The organism is Crossiella sp. CA-258035, from assembly GCF_030064675.1.
Classification (GTDB): domain Bacteria; phylum Actinomycetota; class Actinomycetes; order Mycobacteriales; family Pseudonocardiaceae; genus Crossiella.
The window spans coordinates 8,045,720-8,063,367 of record NZ_CP116413.1; the positions used below are offsets into that span (position 1 = coordinate 8,045,720).

Annotated in this window: 15 protein-coding genes; all 15 read right to left on the reverse strand. The window is 73.6% G+C overall.

The genetic code is table 11. From position 1 onward, the window contains the following. Positions 1–62 precede the first annotated feature (62 nt). The 15 genes from N8J89_RS36245 to N8J89_RS36315 all read right to left on the reverse strand — a co-directional run bounded on the left by N8J89_RS36245 (position 63) and on the right by N8J89_RS36315 (position 17,603). Positions 63–473: a VOC family protein gene (locus tag N8J89_RS36245; protein WP_283661440.1), complete on the reverse strand. Its 411-nt coding sequence runs from the start codon at positions 471–473 to the stop codon at positions 63–65. Then, positions 470–910: a helix-turn-helix domain-containing protein gene (locus N8J89_RS36250; protein ID WP_283661441.1), complete on the reverse strand. Its 441-nt coding sequence runs from the start codon at positions 908–910 to the stop codon at positions 470–472. The genes N8J89_RS36245 and N8J89_RS36250 overlap by 4 nt, the downstream gene beginning before the upstream one ends. Positions 911–931: 21 nt before the next feature. Then, positions 932–1,591, reverse strand: coding sequence for a sirohydrochlorin chelatase (locus tag N8J89_RS36255; protein ID WP_283661442.1), 660 nt, complete (start codon positions 1,589–1,591; stop codon positions 932–934). Beyond that, a complete protein-coding gene (locus N8J89_RS36260) occupies positions 1,588–2,733 on the reverse strand; it encodes a uroporphyrinogen-III synthase (protein WP_502868373.1) in 1,146 nt (381 codons plus the stop codon). The genes N8J89_RS36255 and N8J89_RS36260 overlap by 4 nt, the downstream gene beginning before the upstream one ends. Further along, entirely contained in the window at positions 2,730–3,068 is a 339-nt protein-coding gene (nirD, locus tag N8J89_RS36265; RefSeq protein ID WP_283661443.1) for a nitrite reductase small subunit NirD, read from the reverse strand. The genes N8J89_RS36260 and nirD overlap by 4 nt, the downstream gene beginning before the upstream one ends. Beyond that, positions 3,065–5,554 carry a nitrite reductase large subunit NirB gene (gene nirB, locus N8J89_RS36270; RefSeq protein WP_283661444.1) on the reverse strand — a complete coding sequence of 830 codons (2,490 nt, stop codon included), beginning with the start codon at positions 5,552–5,554 and terminating at the stop codon, positions 3,065–3,067. The genes nirD and nirB overlap by 4 nt, the downstream gene beginning before the upstream one ends. A gap of 127 nt (positions 5,555–5,681) precedes the next feature. After that, complete coding sequence (locus tag N8J89_RS36275; RefSeq protein ID WP_283661445.1) at positions 5,682–7,010, reverse strand: NarK family nitrate/nitrite MFS transporter; 1,329 nt, start codon at positions 7,008–7,010, stop codon at positions 5,682–5,684. Positions 7,011–7,134: 124 nt separating this feature from the next. Continuing rightward, the gene (locus N8J89_RS36280; protein WP_283661446.1) at positions 7,135–7,494 is read right to left on the reverse strand and encodes a CU044_2847 family protein; all 360 of its coding nucleotides are present in this window, start codon (positions 7,492–7,494) and stop codon (positions 7,135–7,137) included. A 15-nt stretch (positions 7,495–7,509) separates the two neighbouring features. Further along, positions 7,510–8,685: an ABC transporter substrate-binding protein gene (locus N8J89_RS36285; protein ID WP_283661447.1), complete on the reverse strand. Its 1,176-nt coding sequence runs from the start codon at positions 8,683–8,685 to the stop codon at positions 7,510–7,512. Continuing rightward, the gene (locus tag N8J89_RS36290; protein ID WP_283661448.1) at positions 8,682–9,767 is read right to left on the reverse strand and encodes a GlnX family signal transduction membrane protein; all 1,086 of its coding nucleotides are present in this window, start codon (positions 9,765–9,767) and stop codon (positions 8,682–8,684) included. Before N8J89_RS36290 ends, N8J89_RS36285 begins: the two co-directional genes overlap by 4 nt. Next, complete coding sequence (locus tag N8J89_RS36295; RefSeq protein ID WP_283661449.1) at positions 9,767–11,170, reverse strand: vWA domain-containing protein; 1,404 nt, start codon at positions 11,168–11,170, stop codon at positions 9,767–9,769. The genes N8J89_RS36290 and N8J89_RS36295 overlap by 1 nt, the downstream gene beginning before the upstream one ends. A gap of 2 nt (positions 11,171–11,172) precedes the next feature. Continuing rightward, the gene (locus tag N8J89_RS36300) at positions 11,173–13,284 is read right to left on the reverse strand and encodes a serine/threonine-protein kinase (RefSeq protein ID WP_283661450.1); all 2,112 of its coding nucleotides are present in this window, start codon (positions 13,282–13,284) and stop codon (positions 11,173–11,175) included. Beyond that, positions 13,277–14,785, reverse strand: a complete 1,509-nt coding sequence (locus N8J89_RS36305; protein ID WP_283661451.1) for a S1 family peptidase — start codon at positions 14,783–14,785, stop codon at positions 13,277–13,279. The genes N8J89_RS36300 and N8J89_RS36305 overlap by 8 nt, the downstream gene beginning before the upstream one ends. 59 nt (positions 14,786–14,844) lie before the next feature. Then, positions 14,845–16,116: a cytochrome P450 gene (locus tag N8J89_RS36310; RefSeq protein ID WP_283661452.1), complete on the reverse strand. Its 1,272-nt coding sequence runs from the start codon at positions 16,114–16,116 to the stop codon at positions 14,845–14,847. A gap of 224 nt (positions 16,117–16,340) precedes the next feature. Beyond that, complete coding sequence (locus tag N8J89_RS36315) at positions 16,341–17,603, reverse strand: cytochrome P450 (protein ID WP_283661453.1); 1,263 nt, start codon at positions 17,601–17,603, stop codon at positions 16,341–16,343. Positions 17,604–17,648: the final 45 nt, after the last annotated feature.

A 17,648-nucleotide genomic window follows, 5' to 3' on the forward strand; every position in this document is an offset into this window, starting at 1 on the left:
CCTCGGTCCCCGGCCACCTCATCCAGCGGCCGCTGCCCCCGTCAACTAAGTTGATGGTTCAACTATTCCATCCTGGTCTGGGTGAGCCGCCAGTGGTTGCCGAAGGGGTCGCGCAGGCCGACGTCGATGCCGTACTCGTGCTGCTCCGGCTCGCCGATGAACTCCACGCCCTTGGCCGAGAGCTCGCGGTAGGTGGCCCAGACGTCCTTGGTGCCGAAGCCGCCGGGACACAGCAGGCCGGCGGCCATCAGCTGGCGGAGGTGGGCGGAGCTGGCCTCGTCCACCAGTGGCGGCACCGGCAGGTTCAGCGCGATGGGCACCTGCGGGGCTTCCGGGGCGGTGACCGACACCCAGCGCATGTGCTCGAACTGGACGTCGCCGTGCGGCGCGAAACCCAGCTTGTTGACGTAGAAGTCCAGGGCCTGGTCCTGGTCGGCGACCCAGACGTGCACCATGTTGACGGCAGTGATCATGCGGTCACGGTAGCCAGGCCGGGTGCGCCGGGGCTTCTCCAAAACTGCTCTTCGCGCGGCCGGGTCATCGACCGGACGAAGCAGCCGGGCACCGGGCCGTAGCCGGGGTGCGCGCGGGCGCGGTAGGCGCTCGGGCTCTCGCCGACGAAGCGGCGGAACTGGGTGCTGAAGGAGCCGAGGCTGGTGAAGCCGACCGCGAGGCAGACCTCGGTGACGCTGGTCCGGCCGGCGCGGAGCAGGGTTTTCGCCCGTTCCATCCGGCGGGTGAGCAGGTACCGGTGCGGGGTCTCGCCGAAGGCGGCCTTGAAGCGGCGGCTGAAGTGGGACGGGGACACGGTGGCCGCCCTGGCCAGGGCCGGGATGTCCAGCGGCTCGGCGTAGGCGGTGTCGATCAGGTCGCGGGCCCGCAGCAGGTGGCGGGTCAGTGGCGCGTCCATGCGGGCATTGTCGCGCCGGGATCAGACAGTCGCGGCCAGGTAGCGCTGCACGACCAGGTCGACCACCCGGTCGTGCGCGCCCAGCGGTTCGGCCACCACCGCGTGCCCTGCCACCCGCAGCGCCTGGTGGAACAGGCCGGGGGCGAGCAGCCAGGAGGCCACCGAGACCCGGCGGCCGGTGCGTCGGGCTGCCTCCAGCGCGGTGCCCAGGCCGGGGGCGGCGGTGGTCACGTAGCCGATCTCGACCGGCTCACCCAACCGGTCGCTCAGCAGGGCGGCGGCCGCGCGGACCTCGGTCAGCGCGCCCTCGTCCGAGGAGCCCGCCGCGCCCAGGACCACCGCGTCTCCCGATCGCCAGCCCGCTTCGACCAGGCGCAGGGCGGCGAGCGCGACAAGTTGAGGGGCCGCGCCGAAGGCCGGGGTCACCGTGACGTTTCGGCAGCCGCTGGCCACCACTTCAGCGGGCACGTCCACCCGGACGTGGTAGCCGCTGGCCAGGAACGCGGGCACCACCACCGCGTCGTCCACCAGCACCTCGGACAGCCGGGGTTCGCGGACGTCGGCGTAGGCGACGGTGACCGGCTGCCCGAGCCTGCGCGCGGTGGCCGCGGCCAGCGCCTCGGTGACCAGCGCGCCAGCCGGGTCCTTGGTGCCGTGCGCGACGAGCACCAGCGGCCTCATCGCAGCGCTCCGGCCGGGGTGTCCAGCGGGACCCGGTAGCCGCGTTTGACCACGGTCTGGATCAGGCGGGGTTCGCCGAGGGCGGTGCGCAGCCTGCCCACCGCGGTCTCCACCGCGTGCTCCTCGCCGCCGGTGGGCAGCGCGGCCAGCAGCTCGGCCCTGGGCACCACCTTGCCGGAGTGCCGGACCAGCGCGCGCAGCACGGCCATCGGCGCGGGCGCGACCGGGCGGTACTCGCCGTCGACCAGCACCGCCTGGCCGCGCAGCTCCAGGTCCTTCCCGGCCACCCGGAGCCGGGGCGCGCGGGCGGCCAGCTCGGTGCCGAGGTGGCGGGCCAGCGCGCCGATCCGGCCGCGGTCCGGGGCCACCACCGGGACACCGGCGGCGACCAGTGGGGCGGCGGTGATCGAGCCGACGCAGGCGACCAGCACCTCGGTGCGCAGCGCGTCGACCAGGTCGGCGCGGCGGCCGCGGAGTTCCGCGTGCGCCAACAGGTTGGCCGCGGCCGGTGCGCTGGTGAAGGCCAGCGCGTCCACCTGGCCGAGGCCGATCGCGTCCAGCAGCCGGTCCAGCGGGGCCAGGTCGGTGGGGCGGGACCAGCGGTAGACCGGCACCGGCACGACCTCCGCGCCCGCCGCGCGCAGCGGTTCGACCACCTCCGGCACGGGCGCGCCGTGTTCCTGCACCGCGATCCGGCGGCCGCGCACGCCGGTGGCCAGCAGGTGGGCCAGCAGGTCCGCGTTGGACTCCGAGGCGGGTGAGAACGCCTCGGTCAGTCCGGCGGCCCTGATCGCGCCGCGCGCCTTGGGGCCGCGAGCGAGCACGGTGGCGCCGGCCAGCCGCTGCCGCAGCGCGGCGGCCAGGCCCCAGCCCTCGGCGGCCTCCAGCCAGCCGCGGAAGCCGATCGCGGTGGTGGCCACCACCACGTCCACCGGGTTGTCCAGCACCGCCCTGGTGGCGCCGATCAGCTCGGCGTCATCGGCCAGCGGGGTGATCCGGATCGCCGGGGCGTGCAGCACGGTGGCGCCCCGGCGTTCCAGCAGTGCGGCCAGCTCCTCGGCCCGGCGAGCGGCGGTCAGGCCGATCGTGAACCCGGCGAGGGCGGGCAGCGCACCGTCCACATCGGACGGTGTGCTGTTCACGGCAGCTCCACGTAGACGGTGCCCGCGTCCACTTTCACCGCGTAGCGCGGCAGCGACACCGCCGCGTTGTCCAGGCACTCGCCGGTGCGCAGGGCGAAGGGCTGCTTGTGCATGGGCGAGGTGACCACCGGCTCGCCGGCCCGGTCGCCGACGATGCCGCGGGAGATCACCGCGGCCTGACTGAACGGGTCCACGTTGCCCAGCGCGTGCACCTCCCCGTCGTGCGTGCGGAACAGCGCGACCTGCGCGCCGCCCGGCAGCAGGGCGGCGGCGCCACGTTCGGGGAGCAGGGCGGTGTAGCGGCACACCGGCACCCAGGCGTCGACAGCGGTCATCGTGCGGTCACCTCCGGTATACCCAGCCGCACGGGCACCGGCTGCCCGCGCTCGCTGCGGAACGAGATGCTCGGATCGGGTGTGCCGGGCGCGTTGACGAAGGAGGCGAAGCGGCTCAGCTTCTCCTCGTCCTCCAGCACCCCGCGCCACTCGTCCGCGTAGTTCTCCACGTGCTTGGCCATCGCGGTCTCCAGCTCCTCGGCGATGCCGAGGCTGTCCTCGACCACCACCGCGCGCAGGTGGTCCAAGCCGCCGTCCATGGCCTCGATCCAGCCCGCGGTGCGCTGCAAGCGGTCCGCGGTGCGCACGTAGAACATCAGGAACCGGTCGATCAGCCGGATCAGCGTCTCCCGGTCCACGTCGGCGGCCAGCAGTTCGGCGTGCCGGGGCGTGAAGCCGCCGTTGCCGCCCACGTAGAGGTTCCAGCCCTCCTCGGTGGCGATCACGCCGAAGTCCTTGCTCCTGGCCTCCGCGCATTCCCTGGCACAGCCGGAGACCCCGGCCTTGATCTTGTGCGGGGAGCGCAGGCCGCGGTAGCGCAGCTCCAGCTCCACCGCCAGGCCGACCGAGTCCTGCACGCCGTAGCGGCACCAGGTGTCGCCCACGCAGGACTTCACCGTGCGCAGCGCCTTGCCGTAGGCGTGCCCGGACTCGAACCCGGCATCCACCAGCCGTCGCCAGATCAGCGGCAGCTGGTCCACGGTGGCGCCGAACAGGTCGATCCGCTGGCCGCCGGTGATCTTGGTGTAGAGGTCGAAGTCCCTGGCCACCTCGGCGATGACGAGCAGCTTGGCCGGGGTGATCTCGCCGCCGGGGATGCGCGGCACCACCGAGTAGGTGCCGTTGCGCTGGATGTTGGCCAGGAAGTGGTCGTTGGTGTCCTGCAAGGAGGCCTGCTCGCCGTCGAGCACGTGCGGGGAGCCCAGCGAGGCCAGGATGGAGGCCACCACCGGCTTGCAGATGTCGCAGCCGCGGCCGGCGCCGTGCTTGCCGACCAGCTCGCTGAAGGTGCGGATGCCGGTGGCGCGCACGATCTCGAACAGCTCGGCGCGGGAGTGCGCGAAGTGCTCGCACAGCGCGGTGGACTGCTCCACCCCGCAGGCGGTGAGCAGCTGCTTGAGCATGGGCACGCAGGAGCCGCAGCCGGTGCCCGCCTTGGTGCAGGACTTCAGCGAGGGCACGTCCGCGCAGCCGTTCTCGGTGATGGCGCACCGGATCTGCGCCTTGGTCACCGCGTGGCAGGAGCAGACCTGGGCGTCCTCGGGCATCGCGCCGATGCCGACCCCGCCGCCGGCGCTCGGCCCGGCCAGCAGCGCGCCGGGCTCGCCGGGCAGCGCGCGGCCGACCAGCGGGCGCAGCAGCGCGTAGGCCGAGGCGTCACCGACCAGCACGCCGCCGAGCAGGGTGGACGCGTCATCGGAGACCACGAGCTTCTGGTAGCGGCCGGACACCGGGTCGCTGTGCACGACCTCCAGGGCGTTGGGTGCGGTGGCGTGCGCGTCGCCGAAGCTGGCCACGTCCACGCCGAGCAGCTTGAGCTTGGTGGAGGTGTCCGCCCCGGTGAACTCGGCCGCGCCGCCCAGCAGCCGGTCCGCGACCACCTCGGCCATCGCGTAGCCGGGCCCGACCAGGCCGTAGACCTGGCCACCGGCCAGCGCGCACTCGCCGATCGCGTAGACGTGCGGATCGCTGGTGCGGCAGGCGGAGTCGACCGCGATGCCGCCGCGCGGCCCCACGTCCAGCCCGGCCGCGCGGGCCAGCTGGTCCCGTGGCCGGATGCCGGCGGAGAACACCAGCAGCCCGGTGTCCAGCTCGCCGCCGTCGGAAAGGGCCAGCCGCAGACCGGGCTCCACCCGCTGCACCGACACTCCACAGTGGACGTTGATGTCCAGGCTCTCGATCTTGCGCCGGAGCAGCGCGCCGCCGCCCTCGTCCACCTGCACCGGCATCAGCCGCGGCGCCAGCTCCACCACCGAGGTGTCCAGGCCGAGGCCGCGCAGCACGTTGGCCGCCTCCAGGCCGAGCAGCCCGCCGCCGACCACCACGCCGGAGCGCACGCCCTCGGCGGCGACCCGGATCTCGTCCAGGTCGGCAATGGTGCGGTAGACGAAGCAGCCGGGCAGGTCGTGGCCGGGCACCGGCGGCACGAACGGGGCCGAGCCGGTGGCCAGCACCAGCGCGTCGTAGCCGATGATGCGGCCGGTGCTGGTGATCACGGTCCGCTCGGCGGTGTCCACCGCGGCCGCGGGCTCGCCCAGGCACAGCTCGACGCGGTCGTCGCCGTCGAACTCCGCGCCGGGCAGCCGCAGCGCCAGCTCATCCCAACTGTCCACATAGGACGAGAGTGCGACCCGGTCGTAGGCGGGGCGCGGTTCCTCGGCGAGCACCACGATCCGCCAGGTCCCGGCCAGGTCGCGTTCCCGGACCGCCTGCACCAGGCGGTGGCCGACCATGCCGTTGCCGACGACGACGAGCGTGCGAGTCATGCACTTCCTCCTCATCCGCCGGTGCCGGGTCCTGCCGCCATGGTCACGAGCGGCCGTGTCGGACCCGGGTCACCGGTGTTGCACCCGCGTTACGAAAAGCTCCCGCTCCAGGTCAGAGCGGTGTGCGTCACACTCCGGCGTGCGCGAGGCTGGGCACCCGCACGGCGAGCACCCGTCGCCGCAGGTAGCACCACCAGGTCACGGCCAGGCAGAGCCCGTAGAAGGCCAGGAAGGTGTACAGCGCCGGGGCCAGCGAGCCCGAGCCGGTCAGCGACATGGCGAAGGCCCTGGTGATCAGGAACCCGCCCAGCGCGCCGACCGCGCCCGCGATGCCGATCACCGCCGCGGCCTGCCGTTTCGCCTGCGCGGGCTCGGCCACCCTGGCCGCGAAGATGGCCGGGATCATCCGGTAGGTGGAGCCGTTGCCCACGCCCGCGGTGATGAACAGCCACAGGAACGCGCCCAGGAACAGCGGGAAGCTGTGCTGCGCCAGCCCGGCCAGCACCCCGGCCACCCCGACGCCCATCGTGACGAAGGTCCACAGCGTCACCCGCCCGCCGCCCCACCGGTCGGCCAGCCAGCCGCCGAAGGGCCGGGACAGCGAGCCGACCAGCGCGCCGAGGAAGGCGAAGTACCCGGCCTTGGACTCCGGGAAGGTGGAGTTGATCAGCAGCGGCAGCGCGGCCGAGTAGCCGATGAAGGAGCCGAAGGTGCCGATGTAGAGGAAGGACATCACCCAGGTGTGCGGCTGGAACACCGCGGCGGCGTAGGAGCGGAAGTCCGAGCGGGCCACGGTCAGCGAGTCCATGAACAGCCAGGCGCAGGCCGCCGCGATGATGATCACCGGCAACCACATCAGCCCCGCGTAGGCCAGGTTGATCCCGGTGCTCGCGGAGATCACCAGCGGCACCGCCAGCTGCACCACGGCCACCCCGAGGTTGCCGCCCGCCGCGTTCAGCCCGAGCGCGAACCCCTTGCGCGACTCCGGGTAGAAGAAGGAGATGTTGGCCATCGAGGAGGCGAAGTTGCCGCCGCCCAGCCCCGCGGTGCCCGCCACCACCAGGAACATCCAGTACGGCGTGGCCGGGTCGGAGACGCACCAGGCGAGCAGCCCGGTGGGGATGAGCAGCAGCGAGGCGCTGATCGCGGTCCAGGCCCGCCCGCCGAAGCGCGGCACCGCGAAGGTGTAGGGCAGCCGGAGCAGCGCGCCGAGCAGGTTGGGCACCGCGACCAGCCAGAACAGCTGGTCCACGGAGAAGGCGAAGCCCGCCGCGGGCAGGCTGACCGCCACCACGCTCCACAGCAGCCACACCGAGAAGCCCAGGTGCTCGGCCAGGATGGAGAAGACCAGGTTGCGGTTCGCCACCCGGCGCCCGGTGCGCGCCCAGAACCCGGGGTCCTCGGGTTCCCAGTGGTCGATCCAGCCTCGTCGGGCGGTGCGGTCAGCGGTGGTCACGGCGGCCTCCGGTGGTTGGGGACACGCCGAAGTTAGGCAGCGCGGGTTACCCGGGGCGTCGCCGCGTGTGACACGGCCGCGAACTCCTCCGCACGGGGCCGGGGTGCCGGGTGTGAGGCCGGCCCTAGCTCTCCTTGGCCGGGGCCTGCTCCTCCACCACTTCCTCCAGCGGACCCGGCTGGCGCTGCCACTTCAGCTTGACCTCGAAGTGCCCCTGCACCCCGGTCCGCGCGATCACCGCGCCGGCCTGGGCGTCCAGCTTCACGCCGAACTTCAGCTCCACCTCATCCGGCCCCATCTCCTGGAACTGGCGCAGCGCCGCCTCGGCCGCGGTCCGCACCTCGCTGAGCGCGTCGGTGAAACCGGCCCTCGCCTTCTGCAGCACCTGGCCCGGCCGGGCCGCGCGGACCACGCCCGGCTGCTCCTCCAGCTCCACCGTGACCTCGCCGCCCCCGGCCAGCTCGAAGCGCACCAGCTCGCTCATCCGCACTCCTCCATCTCACCGTCCACAAGAGACGGTCACCCAGCTGTAGCGGCGGTCCTGGTCGTCCTGCAGGGTCCGGCGCACCTGTTCCAGCCGCCTCAGCAGCTCGTCCAGCTTGGTCCGGTCGGCAACGTACTCCAGCGCCGCGCGGTAGAACATCGTGCGCAGCTCCACCGGCATCAGGTCGGAGCCGTCGAAGCACAGCGTGTCCTGGCCCGCGAGCCGCTCGCGCAGGCGGTCGGCCAGCGCGGGCGGGCCCGGTTGCGGCCAGGCGTGCCCGGCCAGGTGCTGGAGCAGCCGGGTGGCCGCCGGGTTGTCGGTGAAGCGGGCGGCCAGGTCGGCGGAGAACGGACTGGCCTGGGCGGCCCCCGGGAAGGCGGGGAACGGGCGGAAGTCGAAGTGCTCGCCGTATTCCGGGACCGGGGCCGGGCGGCCGCCGTAGCCGGTGGCGATGAAGGAGGCCTGGTGCTCGCGGCGGCAGCCGGGCGGATCGTCGAACATGGCCCGGCCCGCGTCCCAGAAGTCGGTGAACAGCGCGGCGGCGGCGCGCGGGCCGAGCACCCGGCCGAAGTCGGTCCAGGCCTGGCGCACCCGCTCATCGGTCCACGGCAGGTCGCCGGCCACCCAGCGCTGGTAGACCTCGGAGCCCGCGCGTTGCAGCAGCAGGTTCTCCACCCAGTCGGTGCCCGGCCAGCCCGAGGTGGCCCCCGACTCCAGGCCCAGGCACCAGTCACCGGCGGCCAACAGCTCCTCCGCGCGGTCCGGGCCGGGAGACCGCGAGAAGACCAGGCCCTTGAGGTCGACCTTGACCGGCACCGCGTACTGCTTGGCCAGCCCGCCCTGCCGCAGCCGCCGCCACTGCTCGTTGTCCGCCGCGGGCGCGGTCTCCACCGGCCGGACCTGCCCCTGGCGGATGTAGGGCATGAGGTCGCCGAAGCCCGGCAGCACCGCGATGTCCGGCGGCCGCCCGCCCGCGACCTCGGCCTTGAGCACCTGCCCGAGCGCGCGGGTGCCCCGGTACTCGACCCGGATGCCGGTGTTCTTGCGGAACTCGTTGAGGATCTCGGTGAAGGTCGCCTCCTCGGGCCCGGTCCAGGAGGCGAGCAGGCTCACCTGGGCGTCGGCGCGCGGCGCGGTGCAGCCCGCGGCCAGCAGCAGCGCCGCGAGGAAGACCAGCAGTGCCCTGGTCATCGGCGCACCCACGTCCCGTACTCGGCCAGCCTGGCCCGGAAACCCAGCGCCACCAACAGCATCACCAGCACGGCCAGCCCGGGGATGGCCGGCCACCAGGCCCCGCGCCCGCCGACCTCGCGCACCTGACCGGCCAGCTCACCGGCCTTCCTGGTCAGCTCCGGCTCCTCGAGGCCGTCCGGCGGCAGGAGCTGCCCGGCCAGGAAGGCGCGCACGGTGGGGCCACAGTCGGGGCACTGCCGCTGGACCAGCTCGGCCAGCCAGCGCTGCCCCTCGGCGTCGATCTCGTCGTCGTGCCGCTGCCGATCCTCGGTGAGCCGGGCCAGCCCGGCCTCGGCGGCGTCCATCCGCTGCTGGGAGCTGAACACCACGCTGGTCAGCGTCAGCAGGGTGACCACGGCCAGGCTCGCGCCGAGCAGCCACGGGTTGAGCCTGCGGCGGAACCGCCTGGCCAGCACCAGCTGGGTGGCCAGCAGCAGCAGGAACAGCAGCCCGCCCGGGACCGCCCAGGACAGCACCCGGACCGCGGTCGGCTCGGCCGCGTCCAGCGCGGCGCCGAACGCCTGCCGCTGCAACTCGGTGACCTTGTCCAGCTGGCCCAGCACGCCGTCGGCGCTGTGCAGCAGGCGCGATGCCTGCCACAGGTCGGCGGCGCCGAGCACCGGTCCGTTGCCGGGCAGCCGCTGCTGGGTGGCGGCCTGTTCCACCGAACCGGAGTAGGCGGCGAGCAGGCTGTCCACCAGTTGCAACTGCCGGAGGCCCTCGTCCCCGGCCAGGTTCAGCCCGGCCACCCTGGTCAGGCTCTGCGCGGCGATGGCGAGCTGGTCCCGGTAGCCGTCCCCGGCCCCGGTCAGCGCGGCCGCGCCGGTGCGGAAGCTGCGCATGGCCTCCCGGTCGGCGTTGAGCAGCGCGGTGCGCGCGGTGCCGACCTCGCGCAGCACCGGCACCGCCTGGCCGCTGGCCCGCTCGGCCGCGGCGTGCACCTCCAGGTAGGCCAGGGTGGCGGCGAGCAGGGTGAGCAGGGTCAGCCCGAGCAGCGCCGAGCGCAGCGCGAGCAGCAGTCGCCGGGTGTCCAGCCGCATCAGTCCAGTGCCCCCTTGCACTCCTCGCAGAACCGGTGCGCACCCGGCCAGACCAGCTCGCACACCGGGCAGCGGCGGTCCGGCAGCGGCTCGCTCGCGGGCACGGGCAGCTGCTGGCCGGGCACGACCGAGATCCCCGAACCGCCGTCCAGCCAGTTGATGTCCACTTTGGACAGTTCGTCCGTCAGCCTGATCCGCCCGGCGGCCGCGTCCTCGATCTCGGCCAGCTGGCCGATCCGGTCCAGCTGCTCGGTGTTGCCGGAGGCGGTGGCCAGCCGGACCGCCTCGCCGAGCAGGTCGGCGGCCGCGGCCCGGTCGCCGGCGTCGAGTGCCTCGCAGCCCTCGATGACCAGTCGCCGCAACCGTTCCTGCCCCCGGTAGTGCCCGACGTAGGGGTCGACCTGGCTGAACCGGGCCTCGTCCTCGGTCCAGTGCACCAGCAGCGGTTCCGGCTCACCGACCTCCTCGGCCGCGGTGGTCCCCGGCGGGACGGCCAGCAGCCGCACCGAGCCGACCGGGACGTCCTGCCCGTGCGGCGCGCCCGCCGGGCCGACCGTGAGGCCGAGGTTGAAGTGCCGCAGGTCCGCGCTCCACGAGCCGGTGCTGAACTCGGTGAGGCCCTCGCCCACCGCCACCGCCTCCGCGGTCAGGTCGGCCGCGACCGGGAACACCTGCCGCAGGAACCGGATCTCCGTGCCGGGCCTGGTCTGCACCCGGATGCGCACCTCGGGCACCACCTTGCGCATCGCCTCGGCGACCATGCCGGTGAAGTCCTCGGCCAGGTCGGCCTCGGCGCGCACCGCGTCCGCCCGGCCGCGCAGCGCGGCGGTGATCCGGCGCAGTTCCGCGGGCTTCCAGTCCGCGCCGATCCCCCTGGCATCGCAGGTGAACTCGCCCGCGCACGCCCGCAGCGCCGCTTCCAGCTGCTCGGGGGTCTCGCCGACGTTCTGGCCGTCGGTGAGCAGGATCGCGTGCCGGATCGCGCCGGGATGCGCGGCCAGCAGGTCGCGGGCCAGCAGCAGCCAGCTGCCCATCGCGGTGCCGCCGCTGGCCACCATGGCCGCCGCGGCCTGCCTGGCCTCGGCCCGGCTCCGCTCGTCAGCGGTGGCCATCCTCGGCGCCAGCGGGTACAGCAGGCTGGCCGTGTCGGTGCCCGCGACCAGCGCGAAGCGCACGCCGTCGCGCAGCGCGTCCACCGCGGCCGCGGTGGCCCGGCGAGCAGCCGCGATCTTGCTGGGCGGCAACGACATCGAGCCGGAGCAGTCCACCATGATCACCTCGGCCGCGGCGGGCGGGGTGTCCGCGCCCGTCAGTCCGGTGCCGTCCACCACCAGTACCACCGAGAGCAGGTCGTCGGTGGTGGACAGCCAGCGGTGGGCGTGCACCTTGGTCCGGAAACGCATGCTCACCTCCAGGATCTCGGTCGGACCGCGTTGGCCAGGTCGACCAGCCGAACCACCTCGGCGGTGCTGCCCGCGTGCCCGGCCAGCCGCCGGTAGGAGCTCTCCAGCAGCCGGCGCAGGCTGGCTTCGGTGGGCGCGGGACCCAGTGCCCTGCTCTCGCCCAGCTCGGCGAACTCCTTGCCGCGCAAGGCCACCGCCTGCACCAGCGCGGTGAGCCGGGTCCGGCCGGAGCCGGTGGGCTCGCCCGCGTCCAGGTACAGCTCGGGCAGCCGGACTGCCGCCGCGCGCACGTCCGCCGCGGCGGGCGGCACGGAACCGATGACGCCGCACAGGATGCGCAGCGCGGCGATCCGGGCGGCCGCGTGGTGCAGGGACACCTGCGGCACCTCGTCCAGCACCCGCACCGCGTCCGCCCGCTTCCCGGCCCGCAGCCGCAGCCTGGCCAGCCCGAAGGCCGCGCTCACCCGCAGCCGGTCGCGCTGCCACACCGCCTGGTAGCGGCCCTCGGCCTCCTCGGCCTCGCCCTGGTGCTCGGCGCAGAAACCCAGGGCCAGCTTGGGCGCGGCCTCCCCGGCGAGCAGTCCGGTGATCTCGCGCAGGCAGGCGGTCGCGGCCGGCAGGTCGGCCCGGGCCAGCGCGACCAGCGCCTGGTGCCAGGTGATCCGCCAGTTCGCCCCGGCCGGCCGGTCGTCCGCGCGCACGGCCTCGGCCAGGGTGTCCGCGGCCAGCTCCGGCCAGCCCAGTTCCAGCTGCGCCCGGCACTCGGCGAGCAGCACCCCGGCCGAACGGTGCTGCGCGGTACCGAGCTTGGCCAGCAGCGCCCTGGGCTCCTCCGCGCGCACCGCGGTGAGGAAGGCGGCCGCCGGGTCGGCCGGATCGGCTCGCGGCACCGGCAGCCTGGTGGCTCCCTCGGCCAGGGTGGGCAGGCCGAAGTCCAGTGGCGCCAACGGATCCTGCCCGGGGTCGGTCCACACTTCCAGCAGCGGCACCGCGCCCAGCCCGGCGTCGAGCACCCGGGGGCTCGGCCGGAACAGCGTTCCCGGCAGCGAGCGCTCCCGGCCGTCCCGCAGCGACTGCACCTCGAACAGCAGCCCGGTGAGCTGGTCGGCCAGCTCGGCCGCGGAGCCGAACCGGCGCTCCGGCACCGGATCCGCGGCCCGCTCGATCAGCGCGAGCAGCGAGTCCACCGGGTGCGCCAGCGGCCCGCGCGGACGGCGGCGGGTCTCCAGCGTCTTGCCCTCCGGGGTCACCTTGAACAGGCTCTCCAGGGTCTTGCCCACCGAGTACAGGTCCGAGCCGACGCTGAGTCCGCGCGTCGCGCGTTCCTGCTCCGGCACCTGGTAGCCGCTGGTGCCCACCGCGGGCGTGCTGTGGTCGCCGATCCGCCGAACGCCGCCGAAGTCGATCAGTTTGATCCGGTCCACCCCGCGGATCACGTTGCTGGGCTTGAGATCGCAGTAGAGCAGCTTCCGGTCGTGCAGGTAGCGGAAGGCGGCCAGCACCTCCAGCAGGTACATCAGCACGTGCTCCAGCGGCAGCGGCTCCTCCTGCCGCAGCGCGCGCAGCCGCAGCTCGTGCAGGGACAGCCCGCCCACGTGCTCCATCACGATGTACTGGTTGTCCTGCCCGGCAACGGGATCGGGGTGCCGGACGAAGTTGATGATGCGCACGATGTTCGGGTGGTCCAGCACGGTCAGCGCGTGCCGCTCCCGTTCCGAGAGCGCAGCCGCCGCGGCCGCCGCGCCACCGGTGTTGATCAGCCCCTTGAGCACCACGTGGCAGCCGAGGTGGTTGTCCCAGGCCAGGTACACCCAGCCCTGGCCGCCGCGGGGCAGGCAGCCGCGCACCTCGTAGCGCTGCTCCACCACCACGCCAGGGGTCAGCTTCGGCGAGAAGGAGTAAGGCGCCCCGCAGTTGCCGCAGTAGCCCTCGGTGCGGCCGGGCCTGCCCGCGTAGCCGCGGCCGACCGGTTGGTGGCACTCCTCGTTGCCGCAGTGCCGTTCCCGCTCGGGCACCGGCCGCGGCTCGGCCAGCGTGGACTCCGGGTCGGGCACGCTCAGCCGGGGCAGCTGGAGGAAGTCGCCGCTGGTCCAGCGCATGCCGGGATCAGTCATCGCGCACCAGCCGCACCACCGCGCGCAGGTAGTCCTGCACCGCGGCCTCCGCCTCGGCCAGCACGCACGGCCGGATCATGGTGCGCCGCAACGCCTCCCGGTACCGCGCGTCCAGCCCGGTGTCCTCGGCCAGCCCGTGCTCGGCGGCCATCCGCTGATAGGCCTGAACCAGCCCGCGCAGCTCGCGCAGCCGCTGCCGCCGCACCAGCAGCCGGTTGCGCGCCTCGGTGGCCTTGCGCAGCGCCCGGTCCACCCGCGGCGCGCACTCGGCCAGCCGCGGCCCGCGCTCGGCCTCGGGCAGCCTGCGCACCGCGCTCAGCCAGGGCCGCAGCCTGCTCGCCCGGTCCGGCGGATCCGGCTCCCCGGCGAACCGGGGCCCGTCCTCGCCCCACAACCGCCGCACATCCGCCTCCAGCGCGGCCAGCGCGGCGATCCGCGCGCCGAGGGTGTCCGTCCGCGGCGGGGAGGCCTGCGCACCGGAGACCGTGCCGGGCGCGCGGATCGCGGCCAGGCTGGGCGAGTCCGCCGCCCGGTACCCGGCGACCACCGCGGCGCCCCGCTCCGCCAACGGGTTCAGCACCTCGGTGACCAGCGCTTGCGGCTCGGCCGAGGCGTCCACCCCGACCAGCACCACGGTCATCCCGCCCGCGGGCGGCTGCCCGGTCCGCTCGGCGATCAGCCGGGCCGCCTCGGCCGCGGTCCGCCCGGCCACGTCGATGACCACCAGCGCCGAACCCAGCCGGGCGGCCAGCGCCAGCAACGCCTCCGACCGCGCCGAACCCGCCTCGCCGGTGATCACCACCAGCACGTCGCCCGGTCCCCGGTGCGGCAGCCAGCCGTCCAGCTCGGGCAGGCGCACCGGCGGCAGCGGCGCGCGGTCCACCCACTCGGTGACCACCGGCAGGTACCGGGCGATGGTGCGCACCGGCTGCATCCAGGCCACCACCGAGCCCTCCGCGCTGTACTCGCTGACCACCAGCCCGACCACGTCGCCGCTGGCCTCGTCCAGCACCCCGGCCCCGCTGAACCCGAGCCGCACCCGGTTGCCCGGCTGCAGCGCGTCCAGCTGCACCCACTCCGCGCCCGGCCCGGCCGCCCTGGACAGCTCGGCCCGCGCCCACATCCCGTGCGGCGCGCCGACCGGGAACCCGTAGGCGGCCACCGGACGACCGGGCGCGAGGCGCCCGTCCCGCAGCCGCGCGCCCCAGGCCGCGGGCAGCTCCCCGGCCAGCTCCAGCAGCGCGAGGTCGCCGGTGCCGTCCTCCTCCAGCGGCGCCAGCTGGTCCTCGACCACCCTGGCGGGCAGCGGCTCCCGGCCGCCGTGGCCGCTGAGGTCGACCAGCACCTCCGGGCCTGGCAGGACGTGCGCGCAGGTCAGCACGTACCTGCCGCCGAGCAGGGCGCCGGCGCCAAGGACCCGGCCGTCCTCAGCACACAGGCGCAGCCGCCAAGGCTGCTCCGCCCGTGTGCCGACTGCCTGGTCCCCAGTGCCAGCCCCCACCCGCCCGACAATACGTTGGGTAGCCGACCGATGTCGGTCGGTCAGCGAAACCGCAACACTCAGGCGGCCACCGGCATGCCGGTCAGCCCCCGGAACGCGGCCGATCGGCGGAACACCGGCTCGCCGGTGCGCCGCAGGTTCGGCATCCGCTCCACCAGCGCGCGCAGCGCGATCTCCCCTTCCAGCCGGGACAGCGGCGCGCCGATGCAGAAGTAGCGCCCCGCGGTGAAGGTGAGGTGCTCGGCCGCGTTGGCCCTGGTGATGTCGAAGCGCTCCGGCTCGGCGAAGACCTCGGGGTCGTGGTTGGCCGCGGCCAGCAGCACCAGCACCGGGGTGTCCGGTGGCAGCACGTGCCCCTCGATCTCCACCTCCTGGTGGGTGAGCCGGGGGACCATCAGCGTGGAGGAGTCGAACCGCATGGTCTCCTCCAGCGCGTTCGCCGACAGGGCGGGATCCTCCTTCAGCCTGGCCCACTCCCCGGGGTGGTCCAGCAGCGCGTTGACCGCGTTGCCCATCACGTTCACCGAGTTCTCCGAACCGGCGATCAGCGCGGTGACCAGCAACGCCTGCATCTCGCTGACCGGCACATCCTGCTTCGTCGCGGAAAGCAGGAGGCTGCCGATCATGTCCGTGGGCTTGTCGTCGACGCCCTCGGCCCTGCGCTCGGCGATCAGCGTGGCGAACAGCTCCTTCAGCTCCACCAGCAGCGCGCGCAGCTCGCGGATCTTGGCCACGCCGTTGAGCTGGTCGGTGACCAGGCCGACCCGCATCGCGCACCAGCCGAGCCGTTCCCGGTGCCGCTCCGGCACGCCGAGCACGTCGGCGATCACCAGCAGCGGGATGGGCTGGGCGAAGTCGCGGACCAGGTCGAAGGAGCCCTGGCGCTGCGCCTTGTCCAGCACCTCGGCCACGATCCGCTCGATCCGCGGCCGGTACATCGTGTTGGCACTCGGCGAGAAGCTCGGGTTCATCAGGCCGCGCATCCTGGTGTGCACCGGCGGGTCCACGCCCATGAACGGGTCGAGGTCCAGCCCTTCCAGCGCGGTGGCGATGGTCCCGGCCGAGGACCGGTTCTGGGTGTCCCGCACGCCGAAGCGCCGGTCGCGCAGGATCGAGTTGGCGGTGCCGTGCCGGGCCGTGGTCCACAGTCCGGCCTTGCTGCGCACCAGCGGCGCCTGCGCGCGCAGCCGGGCGAAGTAGGGATAGGGCGAGTCACCGGCGCGGGCTCTGGTCAGTTCACCGGCCGGATCCCCGAACTGGCGTAGCAGCCAGGCCCCGAAGCGGTCGGTCTGGAGACCGGCGGCGAGTCGGAGGTCGGTCGCGAAAGTCATCTGGCTCCCCTTTTTCCGGGCAGCCGCCAGCGCTGGACGTGCTCCCCAGAAAACGTGTCAGAATCGGCGGAAGAATCCGTACGCAAATTGACCCGGATTGGTGTAAATGCGTACTACTTCTGTATAGCAGGGGAGCCTGAAGCTAAAAATGGCACGGAAGAGTGGGACCCGGGACGATCTTCGGCCCGGGTCCACTCGGGTGTGTCACACCTTTCGCCGGGTTCTCACGCGGCTACCGGAAGTGCTTTGAGGCCGCGGAAGCCAACCGAGGTCCGGTACACCGGGCTGCCGGCCCGCCGCAGGCTCGGCATCCGCTCGGCCAGCGCGCGCAGCGCCACCTCGCCCTCCAGCCTGGCCAGCGGCGCGCCGATGCAGAAGTACCGCCCGGCGGCGAAGGTCAGGTGGTCGCCGGCGTTGGCCCTGGTGATGTCGAAGGTCTCCGGATCCGCGAAGACCGCCGGGTCGTGGTTGGCCCCGCCGATCAGCGCCATCACCGGGTCGTTCGCCTTGAGCCGGTAGCCCTCGACCTCCACGTCCTCGTGCGGGAAGCGCATGGTGAACAGCGTGGTGGAGTCGAAGCGCATGGTCTCCTCCATCGCGCCCGGCGCCAGCGCGGGGTCGGCCACCAGCTTGGCCCACTCGCCGGGGTGGTCCAGCAGGTTGTGCACCGCGTTGCCGAGCAGGCTGACCGTGTTCTCGGTGCCCGCGACCAGGGTGGCGATCAGCAGCGCCTGGATCTCCCGCAGCGGCACCTCCTGCCTGGTGGAGGCCAGCAGCAGGGTGCCGATCATGTCGGCAGGCTTGTCATCGATGCCCTCCGCCCGGCGCTTCTCCACCATCTCGCCGAACATCGCCTTGGTCTCGGTCATCAGCTTGCGGATCTCGCGCAGCCGGGAGAACCCGACCAGCGGGTCGGTCAGCAGGCCGATCTGCTTGGCGATGTAGGCCATCCGGGCGTGGTAGCTGGCCGGTGCGCCGATGATGTCCGCGATCACCGCGTGCGGGATGGGCTCGCCGAAGTCCTGGACCACGTCGAACGGGCCGCGGCTGGGCACCCGGTCGAGCACCCGGCACACGATGGCCTCCACCCTGGCCCGGTAGACCTTGTTGGCACTCGGTGAGAACGAGGGCGCCATCAGCGCGCGCATCCTGGTCTGGCCGGGCGGGTCCAGGCCGAGGAACTCGTCGATCTCCAGCTCGGCCAGCGCCTTGGCCAGCACCGCGGCCGAGGACTCGCCCTCGTTGGTGCGGACGCCGAACCGGCGGTCCCGCATGATGGCGTTGGCCGTGCCGTAGCGCGCGGTCACCCATACCCCCGACTTGCTGCGCACCATCGGCGCCTGTTCCCGCACCGTGGCGAAGAACGGGTACGGGGACTCGCCGGTCAGCGGCCTGGTCACTTCCCCGAGCACATCGCCGAACTGGCGCAACAGCCAGGCGCTGAGCTGCTCGGCCCGCAGAGTGGCGGCCAGGCGTGCGTCACCCATGATTGTCATGCTTTCCCCCAGAGGAAATCAGCCATGGGCGGGCTG